Raw genomic sequence first — 21,166 nt, 5'->3', positions numbered from 1 at the left:
GCTTATTTCCCTCTTTTTCTCCGTGCTTCCTCATATTCCTCTTCACTTATTTCTCCCCTCTCCATTCTTTCTTTCATAATCACGAGCGAGTCCCTGGCCGAAGTCTCCGATTTTTTTCTTGTGAAACGAATGAGGATGATAATGAGCACGATCAGAACAATGATGGTGAGTACTATTCGTACAGAGTACGGTAAAGGCCACATATGAATACCTCCTTGTTGTTACCATTACCTTTTTCCGCTAAAATATAACCTTTGCTTTGGGACAGAGGGACAGGTTTACCGTCCCACTGGGACAGTAAACCTGTCCCTCTGTCCCATGTTCATTTTTTTGTCATCTGTTCTCCATAAATTATGGATACTTATTTCTTATAATTACTATTGTAATAGTAAAAACATACATTTATGGAGGGGATTTAAATGAAGAAATTTTTATTAACCGCTTTATTTATAGGATTGCTGATCACACTGGCTGCCTGTGGCGGAGATGATGACAATGCAAGTACAGAAGCAGAAGATACTGCTAATGAGACTGCGGAGCAAACGGAAGATACAGCCGTTTCCGGAGATACAGTGAATGAAATTAACCTTATATCAACAAACTTTTCATTTGGCGATGAAGATGCTTATACAGTAAAGGCAGGGGAAGAAGTTACAATCACGCATACGAATGAAGAAGGTCATCATGGTATTGCGATTGATGAATTTGATGTAAATATTGAAGGTGATGGCGAGGCAACTTTCATACCGGAAGAACCGGGCGAATACGAGATTTATTGTAATGTGTTTTGCGGTGAGGGCCATGATGATATGGTTGTAACACTGGTTGTAGTTTAATGCTTCACACAAAACCAGGCTTCAATTGATTGAAGCCTGGTTTTAAACAATTAACTGACCCATTGATATCCGACACCCCAAACTGTTTTAAAATGATGATCTATAGGAAAACCGGAGGCACGTATTTTATCCCTCATGTTTTTTACATGCGAGTCAATCGTTCTTCCTTCTGTACTGGAACGGTATCCCCAAAGCTTTTCAATCAACTGCTCTCTGGCAAAAACCTGATTAGGATGCTTCATCATGCATCCAATAATTCGAAACTCTTTCGGTGTTAATTTAATCTGATGATCATGATAAATTAATTTATGGCAATCTTCCTGCCAGCACAAACCATTCACTTCCACCGTGGGGGCTATATTCCTTCTGGAAATCCAAACATCAATCCGCATTGAAAGATCACTTTCGTTAATTGGATTAATTACAAAATCATCTGCACCTTCTTGAATTGCTTTCATAATTAGCTTCTTTTCATTGCATGCAGTCATAATGATTAATGGTACATCCTGAATCTGTTTTATCTCCCGGCAAAGACCCCAGCTGTTTTTCTCTAAAATATTAATATCCAGTATAACTGCAGCAGTGTGGTGTTTCTCTAGATACGATATTGCAGAAGTTATTTGCTGCTCCAGATGGTAAGTATAATCGTGATGCTGTAAATAAAAAGCCCAAATATCAAGAATAGGCTGTTTTTCATGAATTACTAAAATATGATCAGCCATTTTCAAAGCCTCCTGTTTTCCATATGAGGAAAGTTCACTTTAAAATTTCCCTGCAGCAGATAAAGCGTGGAAAAAGCTGCCCTAAGCTTAAAGAGCAGCTTTTTAAGCAACTACCGGGTATCCAAGCTTTTCGATGATCTCCTGTAATGCTTTTTCAGATACTTCCGTTTCATCGTATTTCACTTTTACTACACCCGAGTTAAATAAAACACTCGCTTCCTCTACCCCGGATTTCTTTTCCAGAGTCCGCTCCATTTTTATGATACAAGACGGACATGACAATGGTTCCAATTGAAATTCAGCAGACTGCATTGTCCATTCCTCCTTAGTTCTATTGTATCTCCAGTATAAATTATTTTCTGAAAGAATAATTTGACATGGGTCAAATTTTCATAAGTTTATGTTTAATTTTCTGCGGGAAGCTTCATTATAAATATAAAATTGGAGGGATAAGTCATGGCACATCAAAAATATGCAGATACAATACACGTGCTGCATAAATGTATGGAAGCATGTAACCATTGTTATGATGCTTGTTTAAAGGAGGACGAAATCGATATGATGCGGGATTGCATTCGACTTGACCGGGAATGTGCAGATATGTGCGGATTTCTGGAACAGGCCTTAATCCGGGATACACCTTTTGCCGCCCAATTGGCTAAAGTTTGTGCAGATATTTGTGAAGCTTGCGGTATGGAATGCCGGAAACATGATCATGACCATTGCCAGCAATGTGCCGACGCTTGCTTTCGCTGTATGGAAGCGTGCAGGGAATTGGCGGCTTAATCATTAAAGTATACACATGTATTGCCCCTTGCCTTGGTCTAAAGGCAAAGGGGCCGGGATATATACCGATCTTTACATGGAGAAAATCCTTTAACAAACGACTTACCAGCCCCGGTAATATACGGAGATTCCCGGAACCAAGCTGAAATGCTCGTCCCACCGTAAAAACCTGCGTGAAGAAAGGATCTCACTGGTGCACCACAAACGTGAGGAGACTCATCAGCCGGCTGCAGCAAAGAAGATACCGGGAAAAGAGCGAAAGGAGTTTGAGCGGATCTTCCGCTTGTCCCAATGATGACCATGAGGGATATTCCCGGTCTACTCTTGATTTTTTTGGACTGACTGCCAGACCCTAAACTATGTCCCGGCACCTTTTCCTTCGTTTAAAGCAAATTTTTTAGTCCGATTTCCAACCAAGTGTTTGTCATGATGATTTTTGCCCTTTCCCCAGCGGATACTCCCACACCTTTACTGCTAAACAAAGGATGACTCCTCCTGACAAATGGTTATCCATTATATTTGCCTTACCTCTAATATATATGTGTCATATCATAGTATATCTATCCCATTTTATATGTAGATTCTTTGCCCGCAGCATCATAGACAAAAACATAGTCAAATATTCGCTTTCAGCCATAATATGTAACTATATTAGGAGAAGGAAGGAGAAATTGACATGAATGATTCATCTAAACAACCATTCGTCCCCGAAAAGGTAGTTCAATTGATGGTGGATAGTATATTTAAGAAAAACGGCATTAAACCAGAAGAAATGAAAAGAAATATAAGTGATGAACAAAAGCAAATGCTTAGGGAAATGGTTAACGACTTAAGGAAACAAGTAGACCAATTCAATAAAGGTAATAACGATATTACTAAATCAAGTGACTAGCATCTATTAAAGAAAACACCTATTAATAGGTGTTTTTTTTATTTTCTCCTAATCTAGTGCATGTGTACAATCTTACTGGCCGAATAAACAATAGTATATTCTATAACTAAAGAAAGGAGTGTTCATATGACGTCATATAGACGCTATGATACTGCTCGTCCTGGCAGCAAAAAAAGTAGACAGTTTTTCATTCAGGGCAAGCAGAAATCCGAGGAGCATTGTTGCAAACCAGCGCCCGAGTTTGACACTAAACATTGCCATAAATGCCATAAATGCGATAAGTGCTGTAAATGCACTGAACAAAGTAAAGATAAAAGTAAAGAACACAGCCATAAATCCCCATTTGATTACTACTTCAACGGCAATCCAGATGCTACAGTACTCCAAGATGGCGATCAGGTCTCATCTTTGGATCAGGAATCAACCGAATTAATTTGGGTGAAAGAATCCTGCAATATCGAGGTTAATACGACGGATACGCAAGCTGCCGTTTCCCTTCAAGCCGGTTTGGAATTAGCAATTGCCCTGGTTATTAACATTGCCATAGCAAGCAGCGAGCAGGCTGATGGTGTATCACAAGAACTCTTGCAGCACGTAAACACAGCGCAAAGAAATAAACAAAAAATATTTATCTATAATACAAAAGATGCTAGAGTGACCACCACTGACACGGACCTGGCAATCAATATTCAAGCATTGCTGCAAGTGTTAATAGCATTGGTTGTCATGATTGATATTTTATAAAAAAATTGAAAAGAGGTGTATAGTATGTCAAAAACAAAATGGCGTGCGCTCGATCATTGTGATGATACCGGACAAAACGATGAGACAGTGCTTCAGGAAGGCCAACAGTCTATAACTACGCAGCAAGACTCATTTGAATGGATTATCATTAAAGATTCAGAAGATATTAATGTTACAACTACCGATACGCAGGCAGCAGTTTCATTAGAGCTTGGGATTCAGGTGGCAATTGGGGTCGTTCTAAGCATTGCTATAGGGAGCTCAACTCAGGCTGATCAGGTAGTTCAGGACCTCAAGCAAGTTACAAGAAATAGACAGAGCAATCGCCAGAAAACGATTGTAGAGCAATCTAAAGACGTTGATATCGTTACTAGAGATACGGATATAGCTATTAACCTTCAATTATTAATCCAAATTCTTGTTGCCATCGTTATCAGCCTCGATATCCTCTAAAAATAAGTTTAATGTAAATCAAGGAAAGTGAGCGGGGAATAAGTGAGTGTATAGGTACTTTCTCCGTTCCCCAGCTTTTTATCGGGTTCAATAAGAATTCTTCAGCTCTCTTTTGATTATAGTGGAGAAGCTGGAATCAATTTAAATAGAAAGGAATGAATTATTTTGTCACCATTAACAGACCGTCAGAGAAGCTTACTGACATTAGCCAATCAGTTGTCTCAAAACTTGATTAATAATACTGGTAATAATAGTGACAGTAATAGTGGTATAAACACGGATGTTTCCGTTGATTTACCGGGCTTGGATCTTGATGTAGATTTAAATTTGGGAAGAAGAAGACCAGATCCGGCTCCGCCTGCTCCCCCTGCCCGTCCTACTACAATGAGAGAAGTATTACTATCTTTAGTTAATGAACGGGTTCAAGTGACCACTCCCATGGATGTCATAACCGGAACATTGATCGCAGTAAGAAATGACTATATCGTAGTTATTGAAAATTCCGGAGCTCAAGTTTTGATCCGAATTGATAAAATCGAACTAGTAAGTGAATTGTAAAGGAGGGATATGTGTGTTTGAAAATACTTTTGCTGCCGAGTTGGCAACACGTATTGGAACAACTGTAGAAGTATTTACCGATAACGGTATGACAGATGGAATTCTCTCCAATGTTACCCCGGATTTGGTTCTGGTTATTGAAGTGACCACCGGGTATGAAAATGAAAAAGTATATGTATCCGTAGATGCGATTAATTATGCCCGTTTTCCAGCTGCAGCAGTATAAATAAATAGCAAGGAGAGAAATTAACGCAGTTTTTAAATACCCTGACAAAAAGTCAGGGTATTTATTTTCGGAATAAGATATTAAGGTGTATCCCAAACGCTTAAGCAAGATTCCATTCTTCTCCTTTAATAATTCATACTGTTATTTCTAAAATTAATTCTTCCCCCGGCCAACTCCCTATTCAGCAATTTTTATTCAATATATCCATTCTTTTTCAAATAAGTCATAATCGTCTTGACCGATTCCTCCATGCTCTGTTTATCCGTATTCACTATAATTTCGGGGACTTCCGGTACTTCATATGGTGCGTCAATCCCCGTAAAGTCTTTAATCTCACCTTTACGGGCTTTCCTGTATAACCCTTTCGGATCACGTAATTCACATGTTTCTATACTCGCATCTACAAAAACTTCAATGAATTCCCCTTCTCCCAGCAAATTACGTACTCCATCACGATCTTCGCGATACGGTGAAATAAAAGCAGTTAGTGTCATTAATCCGGCTTCCACCATCAGTTTTGATACCTCCCCGATGCGGCGAATATTTTCTTTACGGTCTTCCGGACTGAAACCAAGATTTTTATTTAAGCCATGGCGGATATTATCTCCATCCAAACGGAACGCTCGGATACCTGCGTTATGCAGTTTTTTTTCCAGTTCAACCGATATAGTTGATTTGCCTGACCCGGACAAACCCGTAAACCATAACACTGCACTTTTATGCTTATTCAGCTGCCTGCGGTGCTCTTTTGTTACTTCCGAATGATGCCATTCAATATTTTCCGATTTTGCCATAAACGTTACCTCCTAAAACCATATATAATAAATAATAAGAACAGAAGTCACCATTACTAATGAACTTAACGGAAACCCCACCTTAACGTAATCCTTGAACTTGTAGCCTCCGGGACCGTATACAATCAGATTTGTCTGGTAACCAATTGGAGTAATAAAGCTTGCCGAAGCAGCTATTGCAATGAGTACAGCTACACCCTGCGGATCAACAGCGAGTGTAAGTGCCATTTCAATTCCGATGGGAAGCATCATCACAGCTGCAGCACTATTAGTGATAATTTCTGTAAATACGTTTGTCAAAACATAAATCATAAATAATACGGCCAATAGACCCAGTGATTCCCCAAAACCTAACAGGCTGTTTGCGATCCATTCCGCCAGACCTGTTTTCCTCATGGCAGTACCAATCCCAAACGAACTGGAAATCAATAATAAAACATTGAAATGAATATATTTCTTCGCTTCCTGAGGTGTGATAATCTTTGCAGCCAAAAACACCAATACTGCGAGCGCCATCGCTGTAAACATACTAAGCCATCCGATTGTTACCGTCATAATCCCTGCAATCAGCATAATAATGGAAAACCAGCCTTTCTTCCTGCTCTGATTCAGGAAAGCAGGAGTATCCAGCGGTGACACTACAAAAAAATCATTCGAATGCTGATATTTCTCAACAAAGTCAGTACCTGCCAAAAGCAATAAGGAATCTCCCGGCTTTAAAACTATATCGCCAATCTTGCTCTTGATCCGCTCATTATTGCGATTTACCGCAATAATACCTGCATCGTAGCGTGATCGAAACTGCAGTTTTTTGATGGATTTGGATAAAAGTGATGATTGGCTGGACACTATGGCATCTACCAGCTTTATTGATCCATCTTTAAGGTCATCAAGGGTAATCGTTGTACCTGTTTCCAGTTCCAGACCTTTCATCTTTTGCAATTCAGCAATAGTTGAAATCATTCCGGTGAAGATCAGCCGGTCACCACACTGAATAAGCGATGTTGATCCGACCGGTGATATCCTCTCCTCCCCGCGGATAATCTCGATAAGATAAAGCCCTTTCAACTCGCGCAGACCGGCCTGCTTAACAGTCATGTTAAGAAACCTGAAATCTTTTGTCACATGCATCTCTGCAATATACTCTTTGTAATTTTCTTTCACTTGCTTGCCAAATCCTTGATTATCCGGAAGCAATTTATATCCGATGGTAAATAAATAAATGAGCCCTGCCACCGCAACAGGAATACCGACGGCAGCTAATGTAAATATTGAAAATCCCTCCATTCCAAAATCGAGCAACAACCCATGAACGACAAGGTTTGTAGATGTCCCCATCAATGTGATCATTCCGCCCAAAATAGTTGCATATGACAATGGAATTAAAAACTTTGATGGAGCAATGCCTCGTTCCTCACACCATTTTTTAATTATAGGGGTAAATGTCACAACAATTGGTGTATTGTTCAGAAAGGCAGAAAATGCAGAAGTAGGTACAAAAAATCGAAGCATGGAACCGATAAGCGTTCGGCTGTTTTTAAGCCATTTTTCCATCAATTGTTGAATTAAACCGCTCTTTTGTACAGCTCCTGCCACGATAAACAATAATGCTATCGTCAGCATTCCTTCATTGGAAAAACCGCTTAATGCCTCATCCACTGTTAAAATGCCGGATAGCAGCAAAATTATCAATACTGTAAAAATGACCATGTCCGGCCGGGCCACTTCGAAAATCAGCACGGCAAACATGGTCAGCAGTAAAATGAGAAGAAATACCATATCAAACGACATTGGATCCAAATCTCCTTTTTGTGTTTGTTTAAAATCCACATACTTCGCCTATCAGGAGGATATTTTAAAGTTTGCAGTAGATTTGAACAGAGGAGGCCGAAAGATTTTGTAACTTTACCATGGAGGATATAATCTTTATCTTAACTCCTGGACTTAATGCAGGGTCTTACTAGACAAGCTATTAAGATAGAGTTTTTTTCACTTAATGGAGGATAGTATAGATGAAAATAAGCTCGTTTTCCTCATAGATAATACCGCGGAAATTTTAAACGTTAAAATAAAACAGAGGACTCATTATTCGCTTCCCTGCATTCCCTTAATCAGCACATCTGCAACTTCCGGACGTGAAAACTCTTTTGGCGGACGTTGGCCGTTTCGGAGCAGTTCACGCACTTTTGTACCGCTTAAGTGAATGTGATTTTTCTTGTCATGCGGACATGTCTTCGAAGATGCCATATTTCCGCATACTATGCAGTAAAACGCATGTTCAAATTTGAATATTTGAATACCAAGTTCTTTTTCATATTCTGCTATTAGTTCCTGGGCTTGATAGGTGCCGTAATAATCTCCAACACCAGCATGATCCCGACCAACAATAAAATGAGTGCACCCATAATTTTTTCGGACAATGGCATGCAAAATCGCTTCTTTCGGTCCGGCATAGCGCATTGCAGCCGGGTAGATGGCAAGGCGAACACGATCTTTCACATAATAGTTTTCCAGGATGGCTTCATAGCTTTTCATGCGGACCGACGCGGGAATATCATCCGATTTTGTTTCACCGACAAGCGGATTCAGAAGTAATCCATCTACTGCTTCAAGGGCTGTCTTTTGAATATGCTCATGCGCCCGGTGAACTGGGTTTCGTGTCTGAAAGCCGACAATTGTTTTCCATCCAAGGTTATGAAACATCCGTCTTGTTTCCACTGGATCCATGTAATATGGTGCAAACTCGCTGTGATCCGGACGATGAAGCATCGTTATTGTTCCGCCAAGATAGACATTTCCTTTTTCATAGACTTTCTTCACCCCGGGATGTGCCGCATCAGTGGTGCCATATATTTTTTTTGCTTCCTTCTCCTGATCGTAGGTATACTTATCTTCCAGTCCGATGGTTCCATAAATGATGCCATCACTTCCTTTTAAGGCAATGCTTTCCCCAATATGCAGCTTTTCAGCCTTTTTTTCTGTTACCGGCAGTGTAATCGGAATGCTCCATATTGTACCATTTGCAAGACGTGTATTCTCTACCACATTCTCATAATCAGCCTGCACCATAAATCCTTTCAGCGGACTGAAACCGCCTGTTCCAATCAATTCCAGATCAGAAATAACCCAGGAATCTACCGTTATCGATGGAAGTTTTTCCGCGTCCCGGAGCACTTCATTTCTTTTTTGCCCGGTTAATTCGCGGTTTATTAATTTTCCTCCGTGCGGTTGATTGACCATTTGGAAGCCCCCTTGTGCTTACATTTCCCCTACTTCATCCATAGGTTTTTGAAATTTAACTATTAATTTACTTTATTTAGGAATGAGTTACATATATCAGTTATTAATAAAACTACTGATACACTATCATATTGTTTAAATAATAAGTTGGAACCACGCATACCTAATTCGGCTTTCATGACAGTGGAAAAGGCATTTTGCTTACTAATGCTATTTTTCTATCACACTTGAACTGAATTATTCCTTCTTCTCAATATCTCGCGATGAGGCGTAAATCTGCCATTGGTTTATATCCTCTTTTATATAGAGTTACAGCCGTATATTTTTTTGTGAACATCTCTTCACATTTCACATATTATGCAGAAGGGTCATTTATAGCATTAAACGATTGACCGGACTAATTTCAAAAACTATAAACTAAACGGGGGAAATTGTTATGATCAATGTACTAGTTACCGGTGCAGGCGGATTTATCGGTAAAAATCTGATTAATAGGCTGCACAGAGAGGAAGGAGTTTCCATTAAAGAATATCATCGCGGTGATGACTTAACGCAGCTTTATCAATATCTAAATGAATCAGATGTCATCTATCATCTGGCGGGAGTAAACAGGCCACAACAAAATGCGGAATTTGCAAGGGTCAATACTGGTCTTACTGAACTGATTGTTAACTATTTAATAGAAAAGAAAAAAAACCCGAAAATTATTTTTTCCTCTTCTTCCAAAGCAGCACTTCATACACCTTATGGATTAAGTAAAAAAGCTGCCGAGGAAGTGTTAAAAAATTACAGTGATAAGACAGGTGCAGATGTTTATATATATCGGCTGCCGGGCGTCTTCGGCAAGTGGGCCAGACCACATTATAACTCCGTTGTTGCTACCTTTTGCCACGAAATTTCCCATGATAAAGAAATTGAAATCCATGATGCAGAAAAAGTATTGGAGCTTGCATATATTGACGATGTTACAGAAAATTTTATAGGTTGTCTTGCTAAGGAAAAAACAGAAGAGAAATTTTATCACCATATTGATCAAACTTTTTATACAACGATAAGTGAATTGGCTCACAAGCTATACGAAATTAAGAACAGCCGAAAATCATTAATTATTCCTGACCTGTCTGATAAATTTACAAAATACTTGTATTCCACCTATCTGTCTTATTTGGATGAGAATAATTTCTCTTATACGTTGCCGGTACACCAGGATAAAAGAGGCAGTCTGGTTGAATTAATTAAGTCACAGCAGGCAGGCCAAGTATTTATGTCGACCTCACGAAAGGGGATCATAAGGGGAAACCATTACCATCATACAAAAGTAGAAAAGTTTTGTGTTATAAAAGGAGATGCAGCCATTAAATTAAGAAAGATTGATTCCGAAGAAGTGATCACATATACGGTATCTGGCCAAAACATTGAAATGGTAGACATCCCCCCCGGGTACACCCATTCGATTGAAAATATATCTGACGGGGAGATGGTTGTATTGTTTTGGGCCAATGAAATTTTTGATCCGGATAACCCGGATACCTTTTTCATGAACGTCCAACAAAATGACACTGAGGAAAAGGATGGGAAATAGCCTTACTAGATTAAAATATACATTTAAAAGAGACATTCTTTTCAGCAGCCTATCCCAAACCAAATAACTTTCCTTATCTTTAACGCAAAAGCAGGCGGAATGCATGCTAAAATAAAGGGGTATTGCCAATAAACAATACCTCTTTAGGCATTACTTTGAATAACCTATTCCTTCATCGCATCAATTTCATTTATTAACTTCTCTTTTGCATACTTGTATAATTCTAAATCCAGGGTGTTATTTTGTATTATATTGGAGAAGTAGTTTGCGGGTATTTCTTTTTTAAAAGGCCGGTTTTTGTTGACATTTTCTTTGTGATATTCAATGTTATTCCACCCCAATCGATGTTTCATCAAAGAGAGAGAATCGTCAAACATTTCAGCTATTCCAACAACAGAGAAATGCTTATTAATTGTCTCCTTAGCCTGAGCCAGATCGGGGGAAGATCCTCCGCAAAAATATCTGGTTTGCAGATTACTAAAATCATATTCTTTAGAATTAATGAATTCAGTGAAACTCTTTTTATTTACCTCGTTGTGATATGGGTGTAATTCTGTTTCCTTAATATAAAAATATAAAGAAATAACTTGTTCAACGGGATTACGCATCATAGTTATATAAGTACAAGGTTTTGAAAATTGATGGTGTATGCCAAAGTAAAAATGTCCCATGAGAGAATTGGATTTTTCAATATCTTTCACATTCATGTCTGTATTTCCGGTAAGCACTACATTTCTATTGTATTGCTTTTGAATAATTGAGCTTAATGTAGTTCCACCGGTTTTAGGGATATGCATAAATATTAACAAATTATCCATAATATTCAACTTGTTAACCTCCAATTGTTTAAACTATTATTTACATTATTTAGCTGTAAATTAAAAAGGAAGTACTATTTATTTATAGATATGCATTCGGAGAGAAAATGTCAGAGACAAATTGCTCAGCAATATTATTGTCTACTTAGGGACGCTTTGAAATTTTAGTTAAAAACCCGTAATTGAAATCTTTCATTTATAACTAGGTTTGCGCCGTTTCTAAAGCGCATTGCCCGAATATACTTATTTTATAGTATGTATATATAGGGAGCGATGTAAATGGAACCAGACGTAGGGATTGTTATGCCTGTCTATAGACAGGACAGCAGCATATTTAAAGAGGCAATAGAATCAATCATTAATCAAAAGTATCCCTATTTTCATTTGGTGATCGTCATTGATGGAATGACACCTAATGTAGATAGCATTGCAGCAGAATATGCCTCAAAAGATTCTAGAATAACAGTAATTCAAAGAGAAGAAAACAGAGGAACCGATGTTGCCCTTAATATTGGATTTGACTTTTTGCTGAAAAAAACAAACATCCATTACTTGACGTGGGTATCAAGCGACAATATTTATTATCCTGAATTTGCAGGGGTATTGAGAGAACGATTGGAAAATTCGCCTCCACAAGTAGGTTTGGCATACAGCAGCTTTGATTTATTAAATGACGGCGGGATACAGCATAAAGCAACAAACTCATGGAATAAACGCCTGAACCAGCCAAAAGAAAAATTAATAAATGAGTATTTTATTGGTTATGCATTCATGTATAAGAAAGTTTTCGCACAAAAAATAGACGGTTATCGATTTATGCCAGTGGAGGATTATGATTATTTTTTACGTTTAACCGAACATTGCGACATCACATTCATACCGAAAAAGCTTATGGCCTTCAGACTTAATTCACCTTACAGTAACTCGTTGCAGATGAAAAATTCCTTTGAAAAAAATAAAAGAAGAAATAAGCGATTGCGGCTCATATTAAAGGAAGCCCGTAAACGCAGGGCTAAGATCCGTTTATATGAAAAGTCTATTAAAAAACGTTCCCTCTCCGGTCCGACGATTGCAAATAACCGGATTATATTATATATCCCGTTTAATAATCTTAATGTCCAGCAGACATTACCCAAAGAGGTTGAATCGGATCAACCCGAAGAAAATGCTCACCTTACAGAAGAATGGATCAATAAAAGGGTTGCTATTTTCATGGATTTCACTCTAAAAAGTCTCACTAACCAATCCAACCAAAACTTTCTTGCATTTGTTGTGTACCACGACAGCTCCAGACAATTTATTGAAAAGGCATTGAAAAACTTCCCCGATCTCCCTTTTAATATTAGGTTTGTTTCCAGCAGTGAATATGAAGAAGCAGTGATAAAAACACTGGACGGCTATAAATTTTTCTATGAACTCCATCTCCACAGCGATGATGCATATCATAGAAACTTTATAGAACAGCTTTATCAGTATAAACCTGCTCCTCAAACGAAAGTTTTAATTTGTCAAAATGGCTATATTTATAATTCCCTTACAGAAGAACTTGGAGAGTATTATAATTTTTCAAGTTCATTTAATTGTTTAATCTATAAAGTAACAGATTATTTAAAGGGGGTAAGACATGATATTTTCCAACCGTCAGAAACCGGAATATGGACCGGAGCCATAAGGCTTCCACATGAAATTATTAAAAACCGGGTTTATATTAATCATGCGCACAAATCTAATTCAGCTTTCTTCTTCGAGGATGAAAAAAAACATATTTGGAGAAATAAAAAAGGAGAACCACTAAATTTAATCGGAAGAACAATTACCGATAACGAGGAAAAACAAAGGATTTTGCGGGAGTTTCTGGGACCGGATTATTAGATACACTCTAAAACATTAGCACTGCCTGCAGAAATGGAAATTTACAATTACAATTCACGAAATCAATAGATTATAAGAGCCGGTACCAGAGAAACATCCAGACCCAAATTATGTTTGTTTCATACATGTCAGGACAAACACAATTGAAAAACTGTTAAGTACACTTTTGGGTTATACTGCAGAATTTAAAATTCTATATGAGAAGCGATGACTGTATAAATGAAAACCCGGGGATTGAGCAAATAAATTAATACGAAATAAACGGCTTGCCGGGGATATGAAATACCTCTATCCAAAAAATCCAGAAATGTAATGTAACGAGGTGTAACTTCTTATGCAAAAGAGAAAAGTAATGACTATTGTCGGGACGCGACCCGAAATTTTGCGTTTATCTTCTGTGATAAAGGCATTTGATAAGTATTTTGATCATATTCTGGTTCATACAGGACAAAATTGGGATTACCATCTTAATAAAATTTTTTTTGAGGAAATGGAAATCAGAGAACCTGATTATTTCTTGAATGTCGTTGGCAGCCATCTGGGTGATACTATCGGGAATATTATCTCCAAAACTTATGAGGTTTTGGAAAAAGAAAAACCAGATTCCTTATTAATATTAGGTGATACCAACAGCACATTATCTGCCATTTCTGCCAAACGATTAAAGATTCCTATCTTTCATATGGAAGCTGGAAATCGCTGCTTTGACCAGAATGTCCCAGAGGAAATAAACAGGAAAATTGTTGATCACACCAGTGATATCAATCTGCCTTATACAGAGCACAGCCGCCGTTATTTATTAAGTGAAGGAATTCCAAAAGAATATATATTTGTTACTGGTTCGCCAATGACTGAGGTGCTTGCTACCTATATGGAAAAGATTAAGAAAAGTGATGTTCTCGAAAGGTTAGAACTGGATAAGAAAAAATATATATTAGTGAGCGCACACCGTGAAGAAAATATTGATGACCCCAATCATTTTGCCAGTCTTACAGAATCCTTAAATACAGTGGCAAAAACGTATAATATGCCGGTTGTTTACTCCACCCATCCAAGAAGTTTAAAGAAAATCCAAGAACGGAATGTAACTTTTCATCCATTAGTTCAATCTCTAAAGCCTTTTGGTTTCTTTGATTATAATAAACTCCAGCAAAATGCATTTTGTGTTCTTTCAGACAGCGGCACACTAAGTGAAGAATCTTCCATTCTTAATTTTCCGGCTGTATTGATAAGAACAAGTACCGAACGTCCGGAAGTTCTTGATAAAGGTTCTATCGTTATCGGCGGCATTACCCCAAAAGAGGTTTTACAAGCTATAGAACTAGCTACTGAATTAGACAGCGGGGACAATGTGAAGCCACTTGACTATAATGACAAAAACGTATCGTTAAAAGTGGTTAAAATAATTGAAAGCTACACTAAAATAGTAAATAGAAATGTTTGGAAAAAGTGAACAGTAATGAGCAGACGTTCTATTCGCTTATTAAGAAATTGCTTCCTTACTCTCATTTAAAATCGCCGGAAAAAGAAGTTTGCAAAAAATGACGGAATGGTTCTAAATCAAAAATGTTTTCTCCCGTTCCAGCATTCAATGAATAAAATGTTCTTTGCTTTCGATTCTGTTCGTTCATATTCTAAGTAGTATTTTAACCCAATAAAAAGATAGGTGATTAAAATGTTAATCTTTGTGCATATACCCAAAACAGCAGGCGGCTCATTAATTTCCATTATAAGCAGCCAGTACGATTCACATGAAATATTCAGGATGGGCTTTCCGGAACAAAACACAGCAGCTAAAATAAACCATAACATAAAATGTGTGTTAGGCCACACATTTTATGGTCAGCACGAAGAGTTGGCCCCTCATATTTATGTTACCATGCTGAGAGATCCAGTTGAACGTGTAATCTCACATTATTATTACGCTAAAGATATTTTAAAGAGTGAAAAAGTAGAAAGATACAGCTTAGAGGAATTTGCACAATCAGGGTGGTATGCTAATATGCAAACACGCTATATCACTGGAGGAAAACCTGAATTAGAAAAGGCAATTAATCATTTAAAAACTTTTGGTTTTTTTGGTATCACAGAGATGTTTGCAGAATCTGTATTTTTAATGAAAAAGACTTTGGGGTGGGAAGATATCCACTACTCAGCAGTTAATGTAAACACCGGCAGGCCAAAAAAGGAGACGATACCGAAGGAAACTGTGGAAATAATAAAAAAGGCAAATCACCTTGATATACAATTATATCAATGGGCCAAAAAAGATTTTGAAGATCGTTTAAGTGCGTTAGATAACAAGTTAAGAAACGAGCTTGAAGATTGGATGAAATCCCTTAATTTATAATACGGGGACTCCGGGTTTAGGGTGGTTCCAATTAAAATAATTTTATCGATTGTTTCACCCGGAAAAATACCCTTCTAAATAATATGTTCCCAGCCCCAGTACCAGCGACTGATCCAGTTGCTGGTAAATTATTATTCCAACCTTTGCTTTCATTCATGTCTGCAAAAACGTGAAAACCCGTGGTGAATTAGGGGCCTAAATCTGAACTGGCGAGTAAGCCCTACCGCGATATACCTTTCTCTCCAATAATATAATTGTAGAATATGGATACTATACAACCGTAACTTTTAGTAGAATGATAAACGACATAACCAAAATCCGAAATGCTTCGCTTGAGCCTTTTAATATACATAAGAAGGAATAAATCACTTATGTGTAACTTCGTCTAATAGCATTAAAAAAATCCCCTGCTACTATTTTAGTGACAGGGGATTTTCCTCATTTATCGTTTACGGGATGTTGATTCGATAACATTTGCTTTCATCAGAATTTGTTCAATTTCGGCATTGGACATTAATTCATCGTTGGATTGATATTTACTAAAGGTGACTCTTGGCAAATTTTCGTATCTTTTCTTCACAAATGCTGAAGCATCTTCAGGTAAAATGACATAGTAGTTTTCATCAAATTTATAGGTGTTCCGGGATTCTGCATGGGATACCAACACCTCGTGAAGTTTCTCCCCCGGACGTACTCCAATCTCATTTATTACAATATCTTTTGTGGCAAAATGTTTTTCAAGAACCTCAATCAGATCAACAATGCTGCAGGCTTTCATTTTCATGACAAACGTTTCCCCGCCAATCGCCTGTTCGGATGCGTGTATCAATAAATCAATAGCTTGGGAAACCGTCAGGAAGAAGCGTGTCATACCCCTGGAAGTTAACGGAACCGCATGATGAGTTGCAATCTGTTCCTTAAAAAAAGGGATCACACTGCCATTTGTCCCAATAACATTGCCGCCGCGAATACAAGTAAAACGTGTATGATTGCTCAATTGATTAGCCTGGGTAATTAATTTTTCACCAATTGCTTTTGTTAGTCCATAAAAATTGATTGGCTCAACAGCCTTATCAGTAGAAACATCAATGACTTTTTTAACCTTTTGATTTAAACTTGCTTTGATAATATTCTCGGTACCATTTACATTGGTTTTTAGAGCTTCAGAGGGCTGGTCTTCACATATTGGCACATGTTTAAGTGCCGATAGATGGAATATATAATCTACATCTTTTGCTGCTTCATTTACTGCTTCAAAATCTCTCACGTCACCAATTACAAATTTTAAGATTGGATTATCTGAAAAAGCCCTTTTCATTTTTACCTGAGCAAATTCATTACGTGAGAATACCCTTACTTCCTTTGGTTGAAATGTCAGCAGTTTTTTAACGAGTTCATGTCCCCAGGACCCGGTCCCTCCGGTAATCAATATTGTCGTATTCTGAAACACATTTAAACAACTCCCTCTAGCGGTAATACTTATCGTTTATATATTCAGGAATATAATAGATCCATTTTGAACACAGCCGGTAATTTGGATAACAATGATTTTTTCACTAGATTTCTGATATGTGCAATCATGCCCTGATTGATCACTGACATCCTTAAACCAAATAGGTTATACTATAACTTATGAGCAAGATAATAGACTGTACATGATACTCGTTTACAGTAAGGCAAAAAAGGCAGTTGCTGAAGTCCAATTGTGCTATATTGCGAGGTGGATAACCCCTTTAGCCGGCTATCTCAGATTGTTAAAATATATATTAATGAAGAAGTCAACTATGCCTGACTTCCCCTCTGTTTATTGAAGCGTCTTTAAAAAACCATTCCAGCTTGAAAGGTGATTTCTTGTAATGCTTTCCTTATGTTCTCTGACATTGTATACCGTAAAATCTTCATACTTGAATCCGAAGGTCTTTATTAACTGATTTAATACACTTACATCTTCATAAAGCCTTCCATCTTCAAATGCAATTACCGGGAATCCACCGATCTCTTTTAATGAAGCAGTCCGGTATATTCTTGGTCCAAGCGGAAACCGATACGACAGCAGATCTTTTCTCCCGTTAACTGCTTTTCCTTTGGCAACTCCTTTAAATAGGACCTCTCCCTCATACTGCTTCCACTTTCTCAGATTGCCATACAGGACAGAAATATCTTTAGGCAGATACTTTAATTGTTTTTTAATTACAGAAACAGCATCAGGATCCAGCCAATCATCCGCATCCAGCTCCAGTATAAATTCAGAGGAAACATGAGGCAGCAGATCATTTAAAGCCCTTGCTTTACCCCCATTCTTTTTATGAAAAACCCTGACCGGTTCTCGATCATTCCAATGTTTAAGCTGTCGAAAGGAATGATCTGTTGAACCGTCATCCATAATTAATAGCTGTTCCGGCTGTACACTTTGCAGCAGGCAGGAGGAAATGGCATTATTTACGTATTTTTCCATATTATAATTTGCAATAATGACAGAAAGTGCTGGTGCTTCGGTATCAGGCTTTACAAAGTTGTATTTCTTTATTATTTCCTCCCTTTTAACTTTATTTGTAGTGCTATTTTTCCTTACTGAACTGATCATACCCTGACTAAATGATTTGAATGAATTGTCTACTGTGGATAGCCAGGCAGGGAAAAGAGCTTCTTTAAACGGGATCTGGGTATCCGGCAGAAGTTGATGTTGTTGAAGATATGAAGTGCGTACGAGTAAAGGATGCGGCAGTCCTGCTTGATTAAGGCTACAGCAGCTGGTCACTAATACTTTTTTTGAATGGGGTAAATAAAGGGAATCAGCTTTTATACCAGGAGAAAGGTAATCCGTATCATGAAGTAATAGCAGATAATCACTGCGGATCAAATTGATTTTTTTATTCAGTGTTTCCCCTGCATCCTGATTTTCAACATAAATACATTCCATTTGTTCAATCCATGCATATTCTCCAAGGATACGCAATGGCAAGCTCGGCTTCTGCAGAATAATAACTGACTCCAGTCTCTCCCCGACGTTTTTTAATGATTGCAGCGCTCTATCAAGTAACTTCTTATCAGAATAGTGTACAAGCACAGCAGTGATATCCTTCAATTGGAATGCTCCTTTCTAAGTTTTTTTCCCTGAATAAATAGAAGATGTAAGAACTAAAAAAACTGTAACCAGATACATAAAAAAGAAAAGCCACATGAAATACTTTAAACGGATTTCAAGTGTTTTCCCCTCATGTTTATACTACTTAATGACCGTTTTACCATTTGTGACAGCCATGTTCTAACACTTCTACGTATTTCTCATGATGTGATCGGCATAAGCACTTGATATAAATACCTGACACTCAGAAATTTACGGGCCGGGGAGAGCCAATTAAACTTAACAAAAGGAATGAGAGACGGGTGACTCATTTGTTTGTATTGGCGTAATTGGATCCAAGCAAGTAATTCCAATAAATTTATCCACTTCAATGGTTATACATATACCGGTTGCCTGAAAACCTATAACCGGGTCATCAGCAGGAAAAAAGGGAGCAATAGTTTTGCTGCAGCATTCTGATTCCGGCATTAAAACGCTGCACTTTTCTGTGACTGGCAGCAGTAATTCCGCTTTTAGACAACAGTCACTGTCTTTTACAAAATGTTTTGCACGAAGGATTGGAGTTTCTGCACTCCCAAACAAATTCTCGCTTTTCTTACCCATTGGGGCCTGAAACACACCGCTTCCGATAAACGGTTTAGCATCTTCACTGTAAAGTATAAATGGAATGGTAGTGTTTCCTGTTCCAGGGCTGTTCCCTTTCCGCAATTGTTGTATGGCTGAATTACATGCGGAAGAATGCGTTTCAGCCGCTTTTTTCTGCGCACGAATGATGCGATTAATGGTATCTTTTACACAATCATCAGATTTTTTTTCTTGTTCGAAAAATCCTCTGCCTCTATATTTACCCATAATGACACTCCTTTTTGTTCGATAGATGCACTATTAATTTATGCAGGCTCTAGTTTAGTAGATTGTATGTAAGTCTATTTTTTTAGGAATTAGTAAAATAGACCAAATATAATATAAATAGGCATAAATTGGTTTTATACATTTGCAGAGGTTGTCCGATTAAGAAACTATCTCGTTAACGCGCTGGTATGACAGATGCAACTATGCCCCATCAGGGATGGCTTTGGTACTGTGGTTGGTTTGCTTTCCTAAAAATACTTTCATCATGTGCAGGAAAGCCGGTGACCAGCCGGCTTTCCTAAGGAGTAAATTCATGGGTAAATCATCAACAAGCTTGCAGTGATTTATATTATTTATATGTAACGACCTGCCAGCATGTCTCGGCATTTCCCCTATTAGACGAACACAGTTTTCAAGTTGTATAGAAATTTCTCTCAGTATTATTGAAAGTAGACTTGTAACCAAGCTTTTAAATATCAATGAAGTGGACTATTCAGCATGCGGGCCGGAGGGATAAACATAAAGGAATGGCCAAGGATAGATGTAAAGCGGTTTACTACGGCAATGAGGCAGTTCATGTAGATGCTTTAATCAGACGTATCCTTTACTAAAAAACAAACCCGCTTCCCCCAGGCGGAAAACGGGATTACTTTTATTTCGGCTTATCACTTTTATGCTTTCGTTCACTTTGCGAGGCATCCTTTGATTTTAAATGTTCTCTTTCATCCTTGGCTTCAATTTTCAAGTCCTCCAGTGGTATATCATCCGCAAATTTCTGGTTTTCAAATCTATCCAGTTTATTCCGTTTTTCCACGCCGCTGTCCTGGCGATTCTTTTTATCTTTGGCCGGTGATTTATTCACTTCTTTGTCCATAACATCCACCTCCAATTTCTCTTTTAGATATTTTCCTTTTTTCCACCGTGTATAAACATTCACAGCAGAGACACTCCCTGTTATAATATTTTAAAGAAAGGTGGGATCTGGGTTGCGGGAATTTACGGAACTGAAAAGTATTTCACATATTGATGGGTTTATTGAGGAGAATCAACTGGCTTTTCTTTATATATCCCGAAACAACTGCAGTGTCTGTCATGCCTTATTGCCGCAGGTGAAGGAATTAATGGACAAATTCCCTGATATCCAACCGGCACATATCGTGGCAGATAATGTGGAGGAAGTTGCCGGCAGATTCTCTATTTTTACTGTTCCTGTTCTTCTGCTTTTTGTTGAGGGGAAAGAATATGTAAGAGAAGCCCGCATTGTCCATTTGGATCTTCTCGAGGATAAAATTCAGCGTATTTATGAAAATCTGAGAGACATTTAAATATAGGGACCGATCCTTCGGTGGACCAGTC

General features: G+C 38.0%; 24 protein-coding genes. 12 read left to right on the top strand and 12 right to left on the bottom strand.

Annotation, left to right across the window (positions count from 1 at the left end):
- Nucleotides 1-2: 2 nt before the first annotated feature.
- Nucleotides 3-203 (bottom strand): SHOCT domain-containing protein, encoded by a 201-nt coding sequence (locus GHD25_RS01240; RefSeq protein WP_164214520.1) that lies wholly within the window; start codon nucleotides 201-203, stop codon nucleotides 3-5.
- 216 nt (nucleotides 204-419) lie between these two features.
- On the opposite strand from GHD25_RS01240, the gene GHD25_RS01235 reads away from it, so the two are divergent.
- Nucleotides 420-836, top strand: a complete 417-nt coding sequence (locus GHD25_RS01235; protein WP_164214519.1) for a cupredoxin domain-containing protein — start codon at nucleotides 420-422, stop codon at nucleotides 834-836.
- Nucleotides 837-886: 50 nt separating this feature from the next.
- Here GHD25_RS01235 and GHD25_RS01230 read toward each other — a convergent pair whose 3' ends face one another.
- Nucleotides 887-1,558, bottom strand: a complete 672-nt coding sequence (locus tag GHD25_RS01230) for a response regulator transcription factor (RefSeq protein WP_164214518.1) — start codon at nucleotides 1,556-1,558, stop codon at nucleotides 887-889.
- 102 nt (nucleotides 1,559-1,660) lie between these two features.
- Nucleotides 1,661-1,870, bottom strand: a complete 210-nt coding sequence (locus GHD25_RS01225) for a heavy-metal-associated domain-containing protein (RefSeq protein WP_164214517.1) — start codon at nucleotides 1,868-1,870, stop codon at nucleotides 1,661-1,663.
- Nucleotides 1,871-2,014: 144 nt separating this feature from the next.
- On the opposite strand from GHD25_RS01225, the gene GHD25_RS01220 reads away from it, so the two are divergent.
- Nucleotides 2,015-2,344: a four-helix bundle copper-binding protein gene (locus GHD25_RS01220; RefSeq protein WP_164214516.1), complete on the top strand. Its 330-nt coding sequence runs from the start codon at nucleotides 2,015-2,017 to the stop codon at nucleotides 2,342-2,344.
- A 676-nt stretch (nucleotides 2,345-3,020) separates the two neighbouring features.
- Nucleotides 3,021-3,236, top strand: a complete 216-nt coding sequence (locus tag GHD25_RS01215; RefSeq protein ID WP_164214515.1) for a spore coat protein — start codon at nucleotides 3,021-3,023, stop codon at nucleotides 3,234-3,236.
- A gap of 132 nt (nucleotides 3,237-3,368) precedes the next feature.
- Here GHD25_RS01215 and GHD25_RS19860 read toward each other — a convergent pair whose 3' ends face one another.
- On the bottom strand, nucleotides 3,369-3,623 hold the full coding sequence (locus GHD25_RS19860) for a hypothetical protein (RefSeq protein ID WP_240452169.1): 255 nt from the start codon (nucleotides 3,621-3,623) through the stop codon (nucleotides 3,369-3,371).
- Nucleotides 3,624-3,644: 21 nt separating this feature from the next.
- On the opposite strand from GHD25_RS19860, the gene GHD25_RS19855 reads away from it, so the two are divergent.
- The 4 genes from GHD25_RS19855 (at nucleotide 3,645) to GHD25_RS01195 (ending at nucleotide 5,217) form a co-directional block, all read left to right on the top strand.
- On the top strand, nucleotides 3,645-3,980 hold the full coding sequence (locus GHD25_RS19855) for a spore coat protein (RefSeq protein ID WP_240452168.1): 336 nt from the start codon (nucleotides 3,645-3,647) through the stop codon (nucleotides 3,978-3,980).
- A 24-nt stretch (nucleotides 3,981-4,004) separates the two neighbouring features.
- The gene (locus GHD25_RS01205) at nucleotides 4,005-4,433 is read left to right on the top strand and encodes a spore coat protein (protein WP_164214513.1); all 429 of its coding nucleotides are present in this window, start codon (nucleotides 4,005-4,007) and stop codon (nucleotides 4,431-4,433) included.
- A 228-nt stretch (nucleotides 4,434-4,661) separates the two neighbouring features.
- Nucleotides 4,662-4,991 carry a DUF2642 domain-containing protein gene (locus tag GHD25_RS01200; RefSeq protein WP_164214512.1) on the top strand — a complete coding sequence of 110 codons (330 nt, stop codon included), beginning with the start codon at nucleotides 4,662-4,664 and terminating at the stop codon, nucleotides 4,989-4,991.
- A gap of 13 nt (nucleotides 4,992-5,004) precedes the next feature.
- Nucleotides 5,005-5,217, top strand: coding sequence for a hypothetical protein (locus tag GHD25_RS01195; protein WP_164214511.1), 213 nt, complete (start codon nucleotides 5,005-5,007; stop codon nucleotides 5,215-5,217).
- 191 nt (nucleotides 5,218-5,408) lie between these two features.
- Here GHD25_RS01195 and cysC read toward each other — a convergent pair whose 3' ends face one another.
- The 3 genes from cysC to sat form a co-directional block, all read right to left on the bottom strand.
- A complete protein-coding gene (gene cysC, locus GHD25_RS01190; protein WP_164214510.1) occupies nucleotides 5,409-6,011 on the bottom strand; it encodes an adenylyl-sulfate kinase in 603 nt (200 codons plus the stop codon).
- Nucleotides 6,012-6,023: 12 nt separating this feature from the next.
- Entirely contained in the window at nucleotides 6,024-7,802 is a 1,779-nt protein-coding gene (locus tag GHD25_RS01185) for an SLC13 family permease (RefSeq protein WP_164214509.1), read from the bottom strand.
- A 294-nt stretch (nucleotides 7,803-8,096) separates the two neighbouring features.
- Nucleotides 8,097-9,251 carry a sulfate adenylyltransferase gene (sat, locus tag GHD25_RS01180; protein ID WP_164214508.1) on the bottom strand — a complete coding sequence of 385 codons (1,155 nt, stop codon included), beginning with the start codon at nucleotides 9,249-9,251 and terminating at the stop codon, nucleotides 8,097-8,099.
- A 436-nt stretch (nucleotides 9,252-9,687) separates the two neighbouring features.
- Between sat and GHD25_RS01175 the strand changes: the two genes are divergently transcribed.
- On the top strand, nucleotides 9,688-10,833 hold the full coding sequence (locus GHD25_RS01175; RefSeq protein WP_164214507.1) for a polysaccharide biosynthesis C-terminal domain-containing protein: 1,146 nt from the start codon (nucleotides 9,688-9,690) through the stop codon (nucleotides 10,831-10,833).
- A 164-nt stretch (nucleotides 10,834-10,997) separates the two neighbouring features.
- Here GHD25_RS01175 and GHD25_RS01170 read toward each other — a convergent pair whose 3' ends face one another.
- Nucleotides 10,998-11,651, bottom strand: a complete 654-nt coding sequence (locus tag GHD25_RS01170; protein ID WP_240452177.1) for a sulfotransferase family 2 domain-containing protein — start codon at nucleotides 11,649-11,651, stop codon at nucleotides 10,998-11,000.
- A 279-nt stretch (nucleotides 11,652-11,930) separates the two neighbouring features.
- Here GHD25_RS01170 and GHD25_RS01165 point away from each other — a divergent pair, with 279 nt between their 5' ends.
- From GHD25_RS01165 to GHD25_RS01155, 3 genes are all read left to right on the top strand, one after another.
- Nucleotides 11,931-13,523: a glycosyltransferase family 2 protein gene (locus tag GHD25_RS01165; protein WP_164214505.1), complete on the top strand. Its 1,593-nt coding sequence runs from the start codon at nucleotides 11,931-11,933 to the stop codon at nucleotides 13,521-13,523.
- A gap of 334 nt (nucleotides 13,524-13,857) precedes the next feature.
- Nucleotides 13,858-14,976 (top strand): non-hydrolyzing UDP-N-acetylglucosamine 2-epimerase, encoded by a 1,119-nt coding sequence (wecB, locus tag GHD25_RS01160; protein WP_164214504.1) that lies wholly within the window; start codon nucleotides 13,858-13,860, stop codon nucleotides 14,974-14,976.
- 222 nt (nucleotides 14,977-15,198) lie between these two features.
- Nucleotides 15,199-15,873, top strand: a complete 675-nt coding sequence (locus tag GHD25_RS01155) for a sulfotransferase family 2 domain-containing protein (RefSeq protein ID WP_240452176.1) — start codon at nucleotides 15,199-15,201, stop codon at nucleotides 15,871-15,873.
- A gap of 442 nt (nucleotides 15,874-16,315) precedes the next feature.
- On the opposite strand, the gene GHD25_RS01150 is transcribed toward GHD25_RS01155, so the two are convergent.
- From GHD25_RS01150 to GHD25_RS01135, 4 genes are all read right to left on the bottom strand, one after another.
- Complete coding sequence (locus GHD25_RS01150) at nucleotides 16,316-17,323, bottom strand: polysaccharide biosynthesis protein (RefSeq protein WP_164214502.1); 1,008 nt, start codon at nucleotides 17,321-17,323, stop codon at nucleotides 16,316-16,318.
- Nucleotides 17,324-17,677: 354 nt separating this feature from the next.
- Nucleotides 17,678-18,958 (bottom strand): glycosyltransferase family 2 protein, encoded by a 1,281-nt coding sequence (locus GHD25_RS01145; protein WP_164214501.1) that lies wholly within the window; start codon nucleotides 18,956-18,958, stop codon nucleotides 17,678-17,680.
- A gap of 279 nt (nucleotides 18,959-19,237) precedes the next feature.
- Nucleotides 19,238-19,810, bottom strand: a complete 573-nt coding sequence (locus GHD25_RS01140) for a CotY/CotZ family spore coat protein (protein ID WP_164214500.1) — start codon at nucleotides 19,808-19,810, stop codon at nucleotides 19,238-19,240.
- Between the two features lie 652 nt (nucleotides 19,811-20,462).
- Nucleotides 20,463-20,747 (bottom strand): hypothetical protein, encoded by a 285-nt coding sequence (locus tag GHD25_RS01135; protein WP_240452167.1) that lies wholly within the window; start codon nucleotides 20,745-20,747, stop codon nucleotides 20,463-20,465.
- A 49-nt stretch (nucleotides 20,748-20,796) separates the two neighbouring features.
- Here GHD25_RS01135 and GHD25_RS01130 point away from each other — a divergent pair, with 49 nt between their 5' ends.
- A complete protein-coding gene (locus GHD25_RS01130) occupies nucleotides 20,797-21,135 on the top strand; it encodes a thioredoxin family protein (RefSeq protein WP_164214499.1) in 339 nt (112 codons plus the stop codon).
- The last annotated feature ends 31 nt before the right edge of the window (nucleotides 21,136-21,166 follow it).

The sequence above is a fragment of the Virgibacillus aidingensis genome, assembly GCF_010994035.1.
Lineage (GTDB): Bacteria > Bacillota > Bacilli > Bacillales > Amphibacillaceae > Virgibacillus_N.
The sequence above is the reverse complement of the archived record's forward strand: the minus strand, read 5'-3'. Positions and strand labels throughout refer to the sequence as shown.